The sequence below is a fragment of the Pseudomonas sp. CFBP13528 genome, assembly GCF_005233615.1.
Lineage (GTDB): Bacteria > Pseudomonadota > Gammaproteobacteria > Pseudomonadales > Pseudomonadaceae > Aquipseudomonas > Aquipseudomonas fluorescens_AM.
On record NZ_QGAJ01000019.1, the window covers coordinates 1 to 15555 of the forward strand.

The window sequence follows — 15555 nt, forward strand, 5'->3', positions numbered from 1 at the left end:
GGGTTTCCCCATGTGAGAGTAGGTCATCGTCAAGATTAAATTCCAGAACCCCAATTGCGAAAGCAGTTGGGGTTTTGTTTTGGGCGCTCGAAAAGCATAAAGGGCGTTCATCGCGGCCTGAGGGTGTGCGGCCTTTCTATGCAATGCCTCTTCGCATGGCTATCATGCGTGCCTCATTGTGAGGCGATACCTGCATGCTAACGCTGTTAGAACTTCTGAAAGATGGCCGATTCCATTCCGGAGAGGCGCTGGGTGCCGCTCTGGGCGTTAGTCGCAGTGCCGTGTGGAAGCAGCTTCAGCTTCTTGAGGCCGAATTGAATCTACCTATTCATAAGGTGCGTGGTAAGGGGTACCAGTTGGCATCGCCACTGGTGTTTCTAAATGCTGAAGAGATTTTGCGAAGTGCGCCGTCGTTGTCGTGGCCTGTCCATATCTACGATTCGATTGATTCCACCAACGCAGAGGCGTTGCGCATGGTTGATGTCGCGCGGGCTGTCCCTTTCCTGGTATTAGCTGAGCAGCAAATGGCCGGGCGGGGCAGGCGCGGTCGAAAGTGGGTCAGTCCATACGCTCAAAACATCTATTACAGCCTGGTACTGCGTATTGAGGATGGCCTCCGGCAACTGGAAGGGCTGAGTCTTGTTGTTGGCCTGGCGGTCATTCAGGCTCTGCGAGAGTCGGGTGTTCAGGATGTCGTCTTGAAATGGCCCAACGACGTATTGGTCGGGCGCAAGAAAATCGCGGGGATATTGCTGGAGTTGGTTGGGGACCCGGCAGATATCTGTCACGTGGTTCTCGGCATCGGGATCAACGTGAATATGCAGAGGGCCGCCGAGGTTGACCAGCAATGGACGTCGGTGCAGCTTGAGGCGGGATCTGCTGCTGACCGTAACGCTCTGGTGGCCCGGGTCAGCTTGCAGCTCCAGCACTATCTCGATCGGCATAGGGCGTCTGGCTTTGCGGCCCTCCAGGAGGAGTGGGAGCGAAATCATGCGTGGCAAGGGCGGGCGGTATCACTTATCGCGGGTGTGAATCGCGTTGATGGAGTGGTGCTCGGTGTTGATCGTCAAGGTGCGTTGCGCTTGGACGTTGATGGTGTCGAAAAAACATACAGCGGTGGTGAGTTAAGCCTGAGGTTGCGTGATGATTCTTGAGCTCGACTGTGGGAATAGCTTTATCAAATGGCGAGTGCTGAATGTCGACAGGGTGGGCGCCTTCGCCGAGGGCGTGGTCGGTTCGAATGTCGCATTGATTGAGAGTTTGAATGCGGTGCCGGACATGTCGCTGACGCGTTGCCGGCTGGTGAGTGTTCGCGCCCTGGAGGAAACAGACAAGCTGGTCGAGACATTGATCGAAGCTTTTGGCATTACTGTCTCGTGTGCAACGTCAGCGGTGGAAATGGCGGGCGTTCGAAATGGCTATGACGACTTCGAGCGGCTGGGTCTGGACCGTTGGCTGGCGATCCTCGGCGGGTATAAGTTAGCCTCCGGCCCTTGCCTGGTGTTGGATTTTGGCACGGCGGCGACTGCAGATTTCATTGATGTCGATGGCGAGCATTTGGGGGGCTTCATTTGTCCTGGCCTGCCGCTTATGCGCAACCAGCTGCGCACCCATACGCGCAAGATACGCTACGACGATGCGTCCGCTGAGCGCGCTCTGGAGCGTCTGTCGCCTGGGCGTACAACGGCCGAGGCGGTCGAGCGCGGCTGTGCGCTGATGCTAAGGGGGTTTGTGCTTACCCAGATCGAGCTTGCCAGGCGTTATTGGGGGGATGACTTCACGGTGTTCCTGACTGGCGGAGATGCTGATCTGGTCTTTGACACTGTGCCGCAGGCACGGCTTGTGCCGGATCTGGTATTTATTGGCCTGGCAATGGCGTGCCCTTTGCCCTGAGGTGCTTATGCGTTGGTTGTTTCTGCTTCTACTGATCCTCAATGTCTTCTATTACATATGGCATCAGCAAGAGGCGCCGTTGCGCGCCAAGGATGTCACTCCTCTGAGTCTTTATCGTGGCTCCCAGCAGGATATACGACTGCTGAGCGAGTCTTCCGAGGCGGTGGCCCGAAGGGATCGTGCGAAATCGCCCGACACGCAAAATACCTGCTTGTACATTGGTGGGTTTGCCGATCAGCGTCAGGCGCAATCTGTCGAACAGCGCCTCACCAGCCTGGATATAAAGGTTAAGGTCCAATTGCTGAACATGCCTGAAGCTACCGGTTATTGGCTTCGAGTGGCCCCTGAAAGCAGGCGCCTGGCGGATGATCTGCCCTTTGAAAACCTTGCTAAGGAATTCAATGAGTTAAAACATAAAATAATGCTGTGCGAAGGCATTGCAACTCTCGAATAGTTTGCATAGAATGGCGCCCGCTTCGCAGTGAAGACCTTTAAGGCCTTTGATGCGAAGCGAAGTCAACGCAGCTAACCTCATAATTTAAATGAGAAAATGCTTGACAGAAGGTCGGCGTGATGTAAAATGCCGGCTCGCTTAGGAGGGGTTCCCGAGCGGCCAAAGGGATCAGACTGTAAATCTGACGTCTACGACTTCGAAGGTTCGAATCCTTCCCCCTCCACCATTTTAGCGTGAGCTGCAAGCTCCGCGGGTATAGTTTAGTGGTAGAACCTCAGCCTTCCAAGCTGATGATGCGGGTTCGATTCCCGCTACCCGCTCCAAGTTTGCAGGTTGTGCACGGTGTTTCGCTCTTGTAGCTCAGTTGGTAGAGCACACCCTTGGTAAGGGTGAGGTCAGCGGTTCAAATCCGCTCAAGAGCTCCATATAACAAGGCAGATATGAAAATATCTGCCTTTGTTTTAACAGCTGCCTCGGCTTGTATCGTGCTGTTTCTGGCGTTGGATGTCAGTGATTTCAAGTCTGTTGGGGTTGGTTGTTGTAAAGTCTTTTTCAGGCCTGCATAATGGTCGGCCTGATTTTGTTTTAGGTCAGTAGCTCAATTGGCAGAGCGACGGTCTCCAAAACCGTAGGTTGGGGGTTCGATTCCCTCCTGACCTGCCAGATTCACGTGGTGTGTCTGGCTTTCTTTTCACAGGATCTTCATAGATGACTCCTAAGGCTGAAGCTCAAAGCTCTCGTTTCGATCTGGTCAAGTGGCTCGCCGTAGTCGCCTTGGTGGTCGTAGGCGTTGTCGGCAATCAGTACTATTCTGCTTCGCCGATCCTGTACCGCGTTCTCGCTTTGCTGGCCCTTGCTGCTGTAGCTGCCTTTGTAGGCCTGCAGACTACCAAAGGCAAGTCTTTCGCGGTCCTGGTAAAGGAAGCTCGCACTGAAATTCGTAAAGTCGTTTGGCCGACTCGCCAAGAAACCACGCAGACCACATTGATTGTCGTGGCTGTCGTTCTGGTTATGGCGTTGCTGTTGTGGGGGCTCGATTCCCTGCTCGGCTGGCTTGTTTCCTTGATTGTTGGCTAAGGGTGTCCCGTGGCTAAGCGTTGGTACGTTGTGCATGCTTACTCGGGTTACGAGAAGCATGTTATGCGCTCTTTGCTGGAGCGCGTAAAGCTGGCAGGCATGGAAGATGGCTTCGGCGAAATTCTGGTTCCCACTGAAGAAGTGGTTGAAATGCGGAATGGCCAGAAGCGCAAGAGTGAACGCAAGTTCTTTCCTGGCTACGTGCTGGTGCAGATGGACATGAACGAAGGTACTTGGCACTTGGTCAAGGACACTCCTCGCGTCATGGGCTTCATTGGCGGTACTGCTGATAAGCCTGCGCCGATCACCGATAAAGAGGCGGAAGCAATTCTGCGTCGTGTTGCTGACGGTAGCGACAAGCCTAAGCCGAAGACGTTGTTCGAGCCGGGTGAGGTTGTTCGTGTCACAGATGGTCCGTTTGCTGATTTCAACGGCACTGTCGAAGAAGTTAACTACGAAAAGAGCCGGATCCAAGTGGCAGTGCTCATTTTCGGTCGCTCTACTCCGGTAGAGTTGGAGTTCAGCCAGGTCGAGAAGGTCTAGCTGAGCAAGCATCCCAACCCCGCAGCCTAGGCTGTGGGGTTTTGTCGTCACTGGGATAAACGCGCAAGTAACCGGGGAGCCTTTCGAGGCGCTTGAACCCGTAATTGGAGTGCCTCATGGCCAAGAAGATTACCGCTTACATCAAGCTGCAAGTGAAGGCCGCTCAGGCCAACCCTAGCCCACCCGTCGGCCCAGCTCTGGGTCAGCACGGCGTGAACATCATGGAATTCTGCAAGGCCTTCAACGCCCGTACTCAGGGTCTTGAGCCAGGTCTGCCGACTCCAGTGATCATCACTGTATACAGCGACCGTAGCTTCACTTTCGAAACCAAGTCGACTCCGGCTTCGGTTCTTCTGAAGAAAGCTGCTGGTCTGACTAGCGGTTCCGCTCGTCCGAACACCGTTAAGGTTGGCACCGTGACTCGTGCTCAGCTGGAAGAAATCGCGAAAACCAAAAACGCGGATCTGACTGCAGCTGATATGGATGCAGCCGTGCGTACCATCGCCGGTTCTGCTCGTAGCATGGGCCTTAACGTGGAGGGTGTGTAATGGCTAAGCTGACCAAGCGCCAAAAGGCTATCGCCGGCAAAATCGAAGCGGGCAAGTCCTACAATTTTGTAGACGCTGCTGCCCTGCTGACCGAGCTGTCGACTGTCAAGTTCAGCGAGTCCGTTGACGTTGCTGTGAACCTGGGTGTTGACCCACGTAAATCCGACCAGGTCGTTCGTAGCGCTACTGTGCTGCCACACGGTACTGGCAAGACTGTACGTGTTGCTGTCTTCACCCAAGGCCCGGCCGCCGAAGCTGCTCTGGCCGCTGGCGCCGATCGCGTTGGTATGGACGACCTGGCTGCCGAAATGAAAGGCGGCGACCTGAACTATGACGTTGTTATTGCCTCCCCGGATGCAATGCGCGTTGTAGGTCAGTTGGGTCAGATCCTGGGTCCACGCGGCCTGATGCCTAACCCTAAAGTCGGCACCGTAACGCCAGACGTAGCTACCGCGGTTAAAAACGCCAAGGCTGGTCAGGTTCGTTATCGCACCGACAAAAACGGCATCATTCACACCTCCGTTGGCAAAGTCGGCTTTGATGCCGTCAAGCTGAAGGAAAACGTTGAAGCCCTGATCGCTGATCTGAAGCGTATCAAACCTGCTTCCTCGAAAGGTATCTACGTCAAGCGCGTTACCCTGAGCACCACTATGGGCCCAGGTCTGGTCATCGACCAAGGCTCGCTGGACGTATAAGACACAGGTTGGCGCGAGCGATTGCGTCAATTGAAAGATTGGGGTCCCTGCCTGGCGGGGGCTATCCAAGACCGTAGGCGACGCAAGTCTTAAACCAACAAGCCTACGCAGATGGTGCTCCCGGTTCCTTACCGAATCAGACACCAAAACGACATCAGGCCTAGGCCGGATGAAACGGTAACAAGCAGGAGTTAAACCCGTGGCAATTAATCTCGAAGACAAGAAGGCCATCGTCGCTGAAGTCAACGAGGCTGCCAAAGCTGCTCTGTCCGCTGTCGTGGCTGATGCCCGTGGTGTGACAGTAAGCGCTATGACCGGACTCCGTAAAGAGGCTCGTGAAGCTGGCGTATACGTACGTGTTGTACGTAACACCCTGCTCAAGCGCGCTGTTGCTGACACTGAATACAGTGTTCTCAACGACGTGTTCACTGGCCCGACTCTGATCGCGTTCTCCAAGGATCATCCAGGCGCTGCTGCCCGTTTGTTCAAGGAATTCGCCAAGAGTCAGGATAAGTTCGAGATCAAGGCAGCTGCGTTCGAGGGCAAGTTCCTCGCAGCTAACCAAATCGACGTACTGGCAACACTGCCGACCCGTAACGAAGCTATTTCGCAGCTGATGAGCGTGATTCAAGGCGCTACCAGCAAGCTGGCTCGTACTCTGGCTGCAGTTCGCGAGCAAAAAGAAGCTGCCGCAGCCTAAGGCTGAGCAAATTCTCTCGCGTATTTTTGTTTATTTCGATGGCCGCGTAGGCCGTCCCCCAATTCAGGAAATACAGCAATGTCTATCTCCCAAGACGATATCCTCAACGCCGTAGCTGAAATGTCGGTTCTGCAGGTTGTTGAGCTGATCAAAGCTTTCGAAGAAAAATTCGGCGTTTCCGCTGCCGCTGCTTCCGCTGGCCCAGCTGTTGCTGCTGTCGCTGCTGAAGAGCAAACCGAATTCAACGTCATGCTGCTGGAAGCTGGCGAGAAGAAAGTAAACGTGATCAAGGCAGTACGTGAACTGACCGGTCTGGGCCTGAAAGAAGCCAAGGCAGTAGTTGACGGCGCTCCTGCCCAGGTTCTGGAAGCTGTGTCGAAAGACGCTGCTGACAAAGCCAAAGCTACTCTGGAAGAAGCAGGCGCTAAAGTCGAGCTGAAGTAAGCATCGACCTTGCGTCTCCAGCCCAAGCTTTAAGCTGAAGGCTGATGGCTGGTGGCTCTTGCCACCGGCCTTTTTCCGTTCTTGGCTGTCGACTCGGTCGCCGCCATTAACGCGCTGTAGCCACCCGATGCGGTGGTGCAAACCATGGGGTTTGCAAGATTTTCTGGCTGCTCCCGTCGGGAGGGCCAAACAAGCAGGTGACCAAGCTGGGGAACGCTGATGGCTTACTCATATACTGAGAAAAAACGTATCCGCAAGGACTTTAGCAAGTTGCCGGACGTCATGGATGTCCCGTACCTTCTGGCTATCCAGCTGGATTCGTATCGTGAATTCTTGCAGGCGGGAGCGACCAAAGATCAGTTCCGCGACGTGGGCCTGCATGCGGCCTTCAAATCCGTTTTCCCGATCATCAGCTACTCCGGCAATGCTGCGCTGGAGTACGTCGGTTATCGCCTGGGCGAACCGGCATTTGATGTCAAAGAATGCGTGTTGCGCGGTGTTACGTACGCCGTACCTTTGCGGGTAAAAGTCCGTCTGATCATTTTCGACAAAGAATCGTCGAACAAAGCGATCAAGGACATCAAAGAGCAAGAAGTCTACATGGGCGAAATCCCACTGATGACTGAAAACGGTACCTTCGTTATCAATGGTACCGAACGCGTAATCGTTTCCCAGCTGCACCGTTCCCCGGGCGTGTTCTTCGACCACGACCGCGGCAAGACGCACAGCTCCGGCAAGCTCCTGTACTCCGCGCGGATCATTCCGTACCGTGGTTCGTGGTTGGACTTCGAGTTCGACCCTAAAGACTGCGTGTTCGTGCGTATCGACCGTCGTCGCAAGCTGCCGGCCTCGGTACTGCTGCGCGCGCTCGGCTATACCACTGAGCAGGTGCTGGATGCCTTCTACACCACCAACGTATTCAGCCTGAAGGATGAAACCCTCAAGCTGGAGCTGATCGCATCGCGTCTGCGTGGTGAAATTGCCGTCCTGGACATCCAGGATGAAAAGGGCAAGGTCATTGTTGAAGCCGGCCGCCGTATCACCGCGCGCCACATCAACCAGATCGAAAAAGCCGGTCTCAAAGAGTTGGAAGTGCCGCTGGACTACGTCCTGGGCCGCACTACTGCCAAGGTCATCGTTCACCCGGCGACAGGCGAAATCCTGGCTGAGTGCAACACCGAGCTGAACACCGAGATCCTGGCCAAAATCGCCAAGGCTCAAGTCGTTCGCATCGAGACCCTGTACACCAACGACATCGACTGCGGTCCGTTCATCTCCGACACCCTGAAGATCGACTCCACCAGCAACCAATTGGAAGCGCTGGTCGAGATCTATCGCATGATGCGTCCTGGTGAGCCACCAACCAAAGATGCTGCCGAAACCCTGTTCAACAACCTGTTCTTCAGCCCTGAGCGCTATGACCTGTCTGCGGTCGGCCGGATGAAGTTCAACCGTCGTATCGGTCGTACCGAGATCGAAGGTTCGGGCGTGCTGTGCAAGGAAGACATCGTCGCGGTACTGAAGACCCTGGTCGACATCCGTAACGGTAAAGGCATCGTCGATGACATCGACCACCTGGGTAACCGTCGTGTTCGCTGCGTAGGCGAAATGGCAGAGAACCAGTTCCGCGTTGGCCTGGTACGTGTTGAGCGTGCGGTCAAAGAGCGCCTGTCGATGGCTGAAAGCGAAGGCCTGATGCCGCAAGACCTGATCAACGCCAAGCCAGTGGCTGCGGCGGTGAAAGAGTTCTTTGGTTCCAGCCAGCTCTCGCAGTTCATGGACCAGAACAACCCGCTCTCCGAGATCACCCACAAGCGCCGTGTTTCCGCACTGGGCCCGGGCGGTCTGACCCGTGAGCGCGCAGGCTTCGAAGTCCGTGACGTACACCCGACGCACTACGGTCGTGTATGCCCGATCGAAACGCCGGAAGGTCCGAACATCGGTCTGATCAACTCCCTGGCCGCTTATGCGCGCACCAACCAGTACGGTTTCCTCGAGAGCCCGTACCGTGTTGTGAAAGAGGGTCTGGTCACCGACGAAATCGTCTTCCTGTCCGCCATCGAAGAAGCTGATCACGTGATCGCTCAGGCTTCGGCCACGATGAACGACAAGAAAGTCCTGATCGACGAGCTGGTAGCTGTTCGTCACTTGAACGAGTTCACCGTCAAGGCGCCGGAAGACGTCACCCTGATGGACGTATCGCCCAAGCAGGTCGTGTCGGTTGCAGCGTCGCTGATCCCGTTCCTGGAGCACGATGACGCCAACCGTGCGTTGATGGGTTCCAACATGCAGCGTCAAGCTGTACCGACCCTGCGCGCCGACAAGCCGCTGGTAGGTACCGGCATGGAGCGTAACGTAGCCCGTGACTCCGGCGTTTGCGTCGTGGCTCGTCGTGGTGGCGTGATCGATTCCGTTGATGCCAGCCGTATCGTGGTTCGTGTTGCCGATGACGAAGTTGAAACCGGTGAAGCTGGTGTCGACATCTACAACCTGACCAAATACACCCGTTCGAACCAGAACACCTGCATCAACCAGCGTCCGCTAGTGCGTAAGGGTGACCGCGTTCAGCGTAGCGATATCATGGCCGACGGCCCGTCCACCGATATGGGTGAGCTGGCACTGGGTCAGAACATGCGCATCGCGTTCATGGCCTGGAACGGTTACAACTTCGAAGACTCCATCTGCCTGTCGGAACGAGTTGTTCAAGAAGATCGCTTTACCACGATCCACATCCAGGAACTGACCTGTGTGGCACGTGACACCAAGCTTGGGCCAGAGGAAATCACTGCAGACATCCCTAACGTGGGTGAAGCTGCACTGAACAAGCTGGACGAAGCCGGTATCGTTTACGTAGGTGCTGAAGTTGGCGCAGGCGACATTCTGGTCGGTAAGGTCACTCCGAAAGGCGAGACCCAACTGACTCCGGAAGAGAAGCTGCTGCGTGCCATCTTCGGTGAAAAAGCCAGCGACGTTAAAGACACCTCCCTGCGCGTACCTACCGGTACCAAGGGTACTGTCATCGACGTACAGGTCTTCACCCGCGACGGCGTTGAGCGTGATGCTCGTGCGCTGTCCATCGAGAAGACCCAACTCGACGAGATCCGCAAGGATCTGAACGAAGAGTTCCGTATCGTTGAAGGCGCGACCTTCGAACGTCTGCGTTCCGCTCTGGTAGGCCACAAGGCTGAAGGCGGCGCAGGTCTGAAGAAAGGTCAGGACATCACCGACGAAATCCTCGACGGTCTCGAGCATGGCCAGTGGTTCAAACTGCGCATGGCTGAAGATGCTCTGAACGAGCAACTCGAGAAGGCCCAGGCCTACATCGTTGATCGCCGCCGTCTGCTGGACGACAAGTTCGAAGACAAGAAGCGCAAACTGCAGCAGGGCGATGACCTGGCTCCAGGCGTGCTGAAAATCGTCAAGGTTTACCTGGCAATCCGTCGCCGCATCCAGCCGGGCGACAAGATGGCCGGTCGTCACGGTAACAAAGGTGTGGTCTCCGTGATCATGCCGGTTGAAGACATGCCGCACGATGCCAATGGCACCCCGGTCGACGTCGTCCTCAACCCGTTGGGCGTACCTTCGCGTATGAACGTTGGTCAGATCCTCGAAACCCACCTGGGCCTCGCGGCCAAGGGTCTGGGTGAGAAGATCAACCGTATGATCGAAGAGCAACGCAAGGTCGCTGACCTGCGTAAGTTCCTGCACGAGATCTACAACGAGATCGGCGGTCGCAACGAAGAGCTGGACACCTTCACCGACCAGGAAATCCTGGATCTGGCGAAGAACCTGCGCGGCGGCGTTCCAATGGCTACCCCGGTGTTCGACGGTGCCAAGGAAAGCGAAATCAAGGCCATGCTGAAACTGGCAGACCTGCCGGAAAGCGGCCAGATGCAGCTGTTCGACGGCCGTACCGGCAACAAGTTCGAGCGCCCGGTTACTGTTGGCTACATGTACATGCTGAAGCTGAACCACTTGGTAGACGACAAGATGCACGCTCGTTCTACCGGTTCGTACAGCCTGGTTACCCAGCAGCCGCTGGGTGGTAAGGCTCAGTTCGGTGGTCAGCGTTTCGGGGAGATGGAGGTCTGGGCACTGGAAGCATACGGTGCTGCATACACTCTGCAAGAAATGCTCACAGTGAAGTCGGACGATGTGAACGGTCGTACCAAGATGTACAAAAACATCGTGGACGGCGATCACCGTATGGAGCCGGGCATGCCCGAGTCTTTCAACGTGTTGATCAAAGAAATTCGTTCCCTCGGCATCGATATCGATCTGGAAACCGAATAACACGTGACGCGAATCGAGAGCGAGGCCGTTTGGCCCGCTCTCTGCTCCGCCAGGAGGAAAGGCCTTGAAAGACCTACTGAATTTGCTGAAAAACCAGGGTCAAGTCGAAGAGTTCGACGCCATCCGTATTGGACTGGCATCGCCTGAGATGATCCGTTCGTGGTCGTTCGGTGAAGTTAAAAAGCCGGAAACCATCAACTACCGTACGTTCAAACCTGAGCGTGACGGCCTGTTCTGCGCCAAGATCTTTGGCCCGGTAAAGGATTACGAGTGCCTGTGCGGTAAGTACAAGCGCTTGAAGCACCGTGGTGTGATCTGCGAGAAGTGCGGCGTTGAAGTTGCGCTGGCCAAGGTTCGTCGTGAGCGCATGGCGCACATCGAACTGGCTTCGCCGGTTGCCCACATCTGGTTCCTGAAATCGCTGCCGTCCCGTATCGGCTTGCTGATGGACATGACCCTGCGTGATATCGAACGCGTTCTCTACTTCGAGAGCTACGTCGTTATCGATCCAGGCATGACCACCCTTGAAAAAGGTCAGTTGCTGAACGATGAGCAGTACTTCGAAGCGCTGGAAGAGTTCGGTGATGATTTCGATGCCCGCATGGGTGCCGAAGCTGTCCGTGAACTGCTGCACGCTATCGACCTGGAACACGAGATTGGCCGTCTGCGCGAAGAAATTCCGCAAACCAACTCCGAAACCAAGATCAAGAAGCTGTCCAAGCGTCTGAAGTTGATGGAAGCCTTCCAGGGTTCCGGCAACCTGCCAGAGTGGATGGTGCTGACCGTTCTGCCGGTTCTGCCGCCAGACCTGCGTCCGCTGGTACCGTTGGACGGTGGTCGTTTCGCGACGTCCGACCTCAACGACCTGTACCGCCGCGTGATCAACCGTAACAACCGCTTGAAGCGCCTGCTTGATCTGTCCGCTCCGGACATCATCGTGCGCAACGAAAAGCGTATGTTGCAAGAAGCCGTCGACGCCTTGCTCGACAACGGTCGTCGTGGCCGTGCGATCACCGGTTCCAACAAGCGTCCTCTGAAATCCCTGGCTGACATGATCAAGGGTAAGCAGGGTCGTTTCCGTCAGAACTTGCTCGGTAAGCGTGTTGACTACTCCGGTCGTTCGGTAATTACCGTAGGCCCGACCCTGCGTCTGCATCAGTGCGGTCTGCCCAAGAAGATGGCACTCGAGCTGTTCAAGCCGTTCATCTTCGGCAAGCTGGAAATGCGCGGTCTCGCGACCACCATCAAAGCGGCCAAGAAAATGGTCGAGCGCGAACTGCCAGAAGTTTGGGACGTTCTCGCTGAAGTGATTCGCGAACACCCGGTTCTCCTCAACCGTGCACCGACCCTTCACCGTCTGGGTATCCAGGCGTTTGAACCGGTACTGATCGAAGGTAAGGCTATCCAGCTGCACCCTCTGGTCTGTGCTGCGTACAACGCCGACTTCGACGGCGACCAAATGGCCGTGCACGTACCGCTGACACTGGAAGCTCAGTTGGAAGCGCGCGCGTTGATGATGTCGACCAACAACATTCTGTCGCCAGCCAACGGTGAGCCAATCATCGTTCCGTCGCAGGACGTTGTATTGGGTCTGTACTACATGACCCGTGAAGCGATCAACGCCAAGGGCGAAGGCCGTGTATTCGCTGACCTGCAGGAAGTTGACCGTGTGTTCCGTGCCGGCGAAGCCGCACTGCACGCCAAGGTCAAAGTGCGGATCCACGAAACCGTCAACGACCGTGACGGCGGCAGTGTGAGCAACACTCGTATCGTCGACACCACCGTCGGCCGTGCGCTGTTGTACCAGGTTGTGCCAAAAGGTCTGTCGTACGACGTCGTCAACCTGCCGATGAAGAAAAAGGCGATCTCCAAGCTGATCAACCAGTGCTACCGCGTGGTTGGTTTGAAAGAGACCGTGATCTTCGCTGACCAGTTGATGTACACAGGTTTCGCTTACTCGACTATCTCTGGCGTTTCCATCGGCGTTAACGACTTCGTTATCCCGGATGAAAAAGCTCGCATCATCAGTGCTGCCACTGACGAAGTGAAAGAGATCGAGAGCCAGTACGCCTCCGGCCTGGTAACCCAGGGCGAGAAGTACAACAAAGTGATCGACCTTTGGTCCAAGGCGAACGACGAAGTGTCCAAGGCGATGATGGCCAACCTCTCGAAAGAGAAAGTCATCGACCGTCATGGCGACGAAGTTGATCAGGAATCCTTCAACTCGATGTACATGATGGCCGACTCGGGCGCACGGGGTTCTGCTGCGCAGATCCGTCAGCTCGCCGGTATGCGTGGCCTGATGGCCAAGCCGGATGGCTCCATCATCGAAACGCCGATTACTGCGAACTTCCGTGAAGGTTTGAGCGTACTTCAGTACTTCATCTCCACTCACGGTGCTCGTAAGGGTCTGGCGGATACCGCGTTGAAAACCGCTAACTCCGGTTACCTGACGCGTCGTCTGGTAGACGTTGCACAAGATCTGGTTGTCACCGAGATCGATTGCGGCACCGAGCACGGCCTGCTGATGACACCGCACATTGAAGGCGGTGACGTTGTAGAGCCACTGGGTGAGCGCGTATTGGGTCGTGTGATTGCCCGTGACGTGTTCAAGCCAGGTACCGAGGAAGTTATCGTTCCTGCCGGCACCCTGGTAGACGAGAAGTGGGTCGAGTTCATCGAACTCAACAGCATCGACGAAGTGATCGTTCGCTCGCCGATCAGCTGCGAAACCCGCTACGGCATCTGCGCCAAGTGCTACGGCCGTGATTTGGCTCGTGGCCACCAGGTGAACATCGGTGAAGCGGTCGGCGTTATCGCTGCCCAGTCCATCGGTGAGCCGGGTACCCAGCTGACCATGCGTACGTTCCACATCGGTGGTGCGGCAAGCCGGACCTCCGCAGCTGACAGTGTTCAGGTGAAGAATGGCGGTACCGTCCGCCTGCATAACCTCAAGCACGTTGAGCGAGTGGATGGCCACCTGGTTGCTGTGTCCCGTTCCGGTGAGCTGGCAATCGCTGATGACTACGGTCGTGAGCGCGAGCGTTACAAGCTGCCGTACGGTGCTGTGATTTCGGTGAAGGAAGGTGACAAGGTCGACGCTGGCGCAATCGTTGCCAAGTGGGATCCGCACACCCACCCAATCGTTACCGAAATGAAAGGTACCGTGACCTACGTGGGCATGGAAGAAGGCATCACGATCAAGCGTCAGACTGACGAATTGACCGGTATGACCAACATTGAAGTACTCGACGCCAAAGATCGTCCAGCTGCCGGTAAAGACATCCGTCCTGCCGTGAAGATGGTCGACGACAACGGCAAGGATCTGTTGCTGCCAGGCACTGACGTAATCGCTCAGTACTTCCTGCCAGCCAACGCCCTGGTCGGTGTAGCGGATGGTGCGAAGATCGCGATCGGTGATGTTATCGCGCGTATCCCGCAAGAAACTTCGAAAACTCGCGACATCACCGGTGGTCTGCCGCGTGTTGCCGACTTGTTCGAAGCGCGTCGTCCGAAAGAAGCGTCGATTCTGGCTGAAGTCAGCGGCACCATCGCCTTCGGTAAAGAGACCAAGGGCAAGCGCCGTCTGGTCATTACCCCGAACGACGGTAGCGATCCGTACGAAGAGCTGATTCCGAAGTGGCGTCACCTGAACGTCTTCGAAGGCGAACAGGTAAACCGCGGCGAAGTTATCTCCGACGGCCCGAGCGATCCGCACGATATCCTGCGTCTGCTGGGTGTGAGCGCGCTGGCCAAGTACATCGTTAACGAGATCCAGGACGTTTACCGTCTGCAAGGCGTGAAGATCAACGATAAGCACATCGAGACCATCCTGCGTCAGATGTTGCGTAAAGTTGAAATCGCTGAATCCGGCGATTCCAGTTTCATCAAGGGCGACCAGATGGAGCTGACTCACGTACTGGTAGAAAACGAGCGCCTGGCGAACGACGAGAAATTCGTTTCCAAGTTCACTCGCGTGCTGCTGGGTATCACCAAGGCGTCGTTGTCCACTGAGTCGTTCATCTCGGCGGCCTCCTTCCAGGAGACCACTCGTGTACTGACCGAAGCAGCGGTAACCGGCAAGCGCGATTACCTGCGCGGCCTGAAAGAAAACGTAGTCGTGGGTCGTTTGATCCCGGCTGGTACCGGTTTGGCTTACCACAGCGAGCGCAAGCGCCGCCGTGATGCTGACAAGCCGTTGCGCGTAAGCGCCAGTGAAGTGGAAGCTGCACTGACCGAAGCGCTGAACTCAAGCGGTAACTGAGTTCTGCGATAGATGAGACTGGGCCCTGACACCCCCATTCGTCGGATCGAGGCATATATGCACCGGTTCGACGAGTGGGGAGGTCGGGGCCTTGCCTTGACTGGGGACAAGATCCTCTTTAGACTCTTGTACCCCTAAATTTGGCGGGAATTCGTTCCTGCCATTTTGCTTTTCTTGCAAGACAATAGCGTCGCAAGACAACAGTGGAGCTAGTAGATGGCAACTATCAACCAGCTGGTACGTCAGCCGCGTAAGCGTATCGTCGAGAAATCCGACGTGCCTGCGCTGCAGAACTGCCCGCAACGTCGTGGCGTATGCACCCGTGTGTATACCACCACGCCGAAAAAACCTAACTCGGCACTGCGTAAAGTATGCCGTGTGCGCCTGACCAACGGTTTCGAGGTTTCCTCGTACATCGGCGGTGAAGGCCACAACCTGCAAGAGCACAGCGTGGTACTGATCCGCGGCGGTCGTGTAAAAGACTTGCCAGGTGTTCGTTATCACACCGTACGCGGCTCCTTGGATACTTCCGGCGTTAAAGGTCGTAACCAGGGTCGTTCGAAGTACGGTACCAAGAAGCCTAAGTAGTAGCGGCTTTTTGTAAAACTGAATCATCTTATTTTCTGAGTCGATAAGAGTAAGGT

12 protein-coding genes and 4 tRNA genes are annotated in these 15555 nt (G+C 55.9%); all 16 read left to right on the forward strand.

What is annotated here, in order from left to right; all coding sequences use genetic code 11:
* Positions 1-194: 194 nt before the first annotated feature.
* Positions 195-1154: a bifunctional biotin--[acetyl-CoA-carboxylase] ligase/biotin operon repressor BirA gene (gene birA / locus PspCFBP13528_RS24250; RefSeq protein WP_101220777.1), complete on the forward strand. Its 960-nt coding sequence runs from the start codon at positions 195-197 to the stop codon at positions 1152-1154.
* Entirely contained in the window at positions 1144-1893 is a 750-nt protein-coding gene (locus PspCFBP13528_RS24255) for a pantothenate kinase (protein WP_137201695.1), read from the forward strand. The genes birA and PspCFBP13528_RS24255 overlap by 11 nt, the downstream gene beginning before the upstream one ends.
* Positions 1894-1900: 7 nt before the next feature.
* Positions 1901-2347: a hypothetical protein gene (locus PspCFBP13528_RS24260; protein WP_137201696.1), complete on the forward strand. Its 447-nt coding sequence runs from the start codon at positions 1901-1903 to the stop codon at positions 2345-2347.
* 141 nt (positions 2348-2488) lie between these two features.
* A tRNA-Tyr gene (locus PspCFBP13528_RS24265) sits at positions 2489-2573 on the forward strand.
* A 23-nt stretch (positions 2574-2596) separates the two neighbouring features.
* Positions 2597-2670: transfer RNA gene (locus PspCFBP13528_RS24270), tRNA-Gly, on the forward strand.
* A 26-nt stretch (positions 2671-2696) separates the two neighbouring features.
* Positions 2697-2772, forward strand: a tRNA-Thr gene (locus tag PspCFBP13528_RS24275).
* Between the two features lie 162 nt (positions 2773-2934).
* Positions 2935-3010 (forward strand) — tRNA-Trp (locus PspCFBP13528_RS24280).
* Positions 3011-3055: 45 nt separating this feature from the next.
* Positions 3056-3424 carry a preprotein translocase subunit SecE gene (secE, locus tag PspCFBP13528_RS24285; RefSeq protein ID WP_053138319.1) on the forward strand — a complete coding sequence of 123 codons (369 nt, stop codon included), beginning with the start codon at positions 3056-3058 and terminating at the stop codon, positions 3422-3424.
* Positions 3425-3433: 9 nt separating this feature from the next.
* Complete coding sequence (nusG, locus tag PspCFBP13528_RS24290; protein ID WP_003176436.1) at positions 3434-3967, forward strand: transcription termination/antitermination protein NusG; 534 nt, start codon at positions 3434-3436, stop codon at positions 3965-3967.
* A gap of 116 nt (positions 3968-4083) precedes the next feature.
* Complete coding sequence (gene rplK, locus PspCFBP13528_RS24295) at positions 4084-4515, forward strand: 50S ribosomal protein L11 (RefSeq protein WP_003176435.1); 432 nt, start codon at positions 4084-4086, stop codon at positions 4513-4515.
* Complete coding sequence (rplA, locus tag PspCFBP13528_RS24300) at positions 4515-5210, forward strand: 50S ribosomal protein L1 (RefSeq protein WP_003176434.1); 696 nt, start codon at positions 4515-4517, stop codon at positions 5208-5210. Before rplK ends, rplA begins: the two co-directional genes overlap by 1 nt.
* Before the next feature lie 199 nt (positions 5211-5409).
* The gene (rplJ, locus tag PspCFBP13528_RS24305) at positions 5410-5910 is read left to right on the forward strand and encodes a 50S ribosomal protein L10 (RefSeq protein ID WP_056861893.1); all 501 of its coding nucleotides are present in this window, start codon (positions 5410-5412) and stop codon (positions 5908-5910) included.
* Between the two features lie 78 nt (positions 5911-5988).
* Complete coding sequence (gene rplL / locus PspCFBP13528_RS24310; protein WP_003176432.1) at positions 5989-6354, forward strand: 50S ribosomal protein L7/L12; 366 nt, start codon at positions 5989-5991, stop codon at positions 6352-6354.
* 219 nt (positions 6355-6573) lie between these two features.
* Positions 6574-10647 carry a DNA-directed RNA polymerase subunit beta gene (gene rpoB / locus PspCFBP13528_RS24315; protein WP_057724824.1) on the forward strand — a complete coding sequence of 1358 codons (4074 nt, stop codon included), beginning with the start codon at positions 6574-6576 and terminating at the stop codon, positions 10645-10647.
* A gap of 64 nt (positions 10648-10711) precedes the next feature.
* Positions 10712-14911 (forward strand): DNA-directed RNA polymerase subunit beta', encoded by a 4200-nt coding sequence (gene rpoC / locus PspCFBP13528_RS24320; RefSeq protein ID WP_065949093.1) that lies wholly within the window; start codon positions 10712-10714, stop codon positions 14909-14911.
* Between the two features lie 216 nt (positions 14912-15127).
* Positions 15128-15499 carry a 30S ribosomal protein S12 gene (gene rpsL / locus PspCFBP13528_RS24325; RefSeq protein ID WP_002555494.1) on the forward strand — a complete coding sequence of 124 codons (372 nt, stop codon included), beginning with the start codon at positions 15128-15130 and terminating at the stop codon, positions 15497-15499.
* Positions 15500-15555: the final 56 nt, after the last annotated feature.

What these genes read in the sequence shown, in the direction of transcription:
- birA (WP_101220777.1), top strand. Translation starts at nt 195, where the DNA reads ATGCTAACGCTGTTAGAACTTCTGAAAGATGGCCGATTCCATTCCGGA.
- PspCFBP13528_RS24255 (WP_137201695.1), top strand. Translation starts at nt 1,144, where the DNA reads ATGATTCTTGAGCTCGACTGTGGGAATAGCTTTATCAAATGGCGAGTG.
- PspCFBP13528_RS24260 (WP_137201696.1), top strand. Translation starts at nt 1,901, where the DNA reads ATGCGTTGGTTGTTTCTGCTTCTACTGATCCTCAATGTCTTCTATTAC.
- secE (WP_053138319.1), top strand. Translation starts at nt 3,056, where the DNA reads ATGACTCCTAAGGCTGAAGCTCAAAGCTCTCGTTTCGATCTGGTCAAG.
- rplK (WP_003176435.1), top strand. Translation starts at nt 4,084, where the DNA reads ATGGCCAAGAAGATTACCGCTTACATCAAGCTGCAAGTGAAGGCCGCT.
- rplA (WP_003176434.1), top strand. Translation starts at nt 4,515, where the DNA reads ATGGCTAAGCTGACCAAGCGCCAAAAGGCTATCGCCGGCAAAATCGAA.
- rplL (WP_003176432.1), top strand. Translation starts at nt 5,989, where the DNA reads ATGTCTATCTCCCAAGACGATATCCTCAACGCCGTAGCTGAAATGTCG.
- rpoB (WP_057724824.1), top strand. Translation starts at nt 6,574, where the DNA reads ATGGCTTACTCATATACTGAGAAAAAACGTATCCGCAAGGACTTTAGC.
- rpsL (WP_002555494.1), top strand. Translation starts at nt 15,128, where the DNA reads ATGGCAACTATCAACCAGCTGGTACGTCAGCCGCGTAAGCGTATCGTC.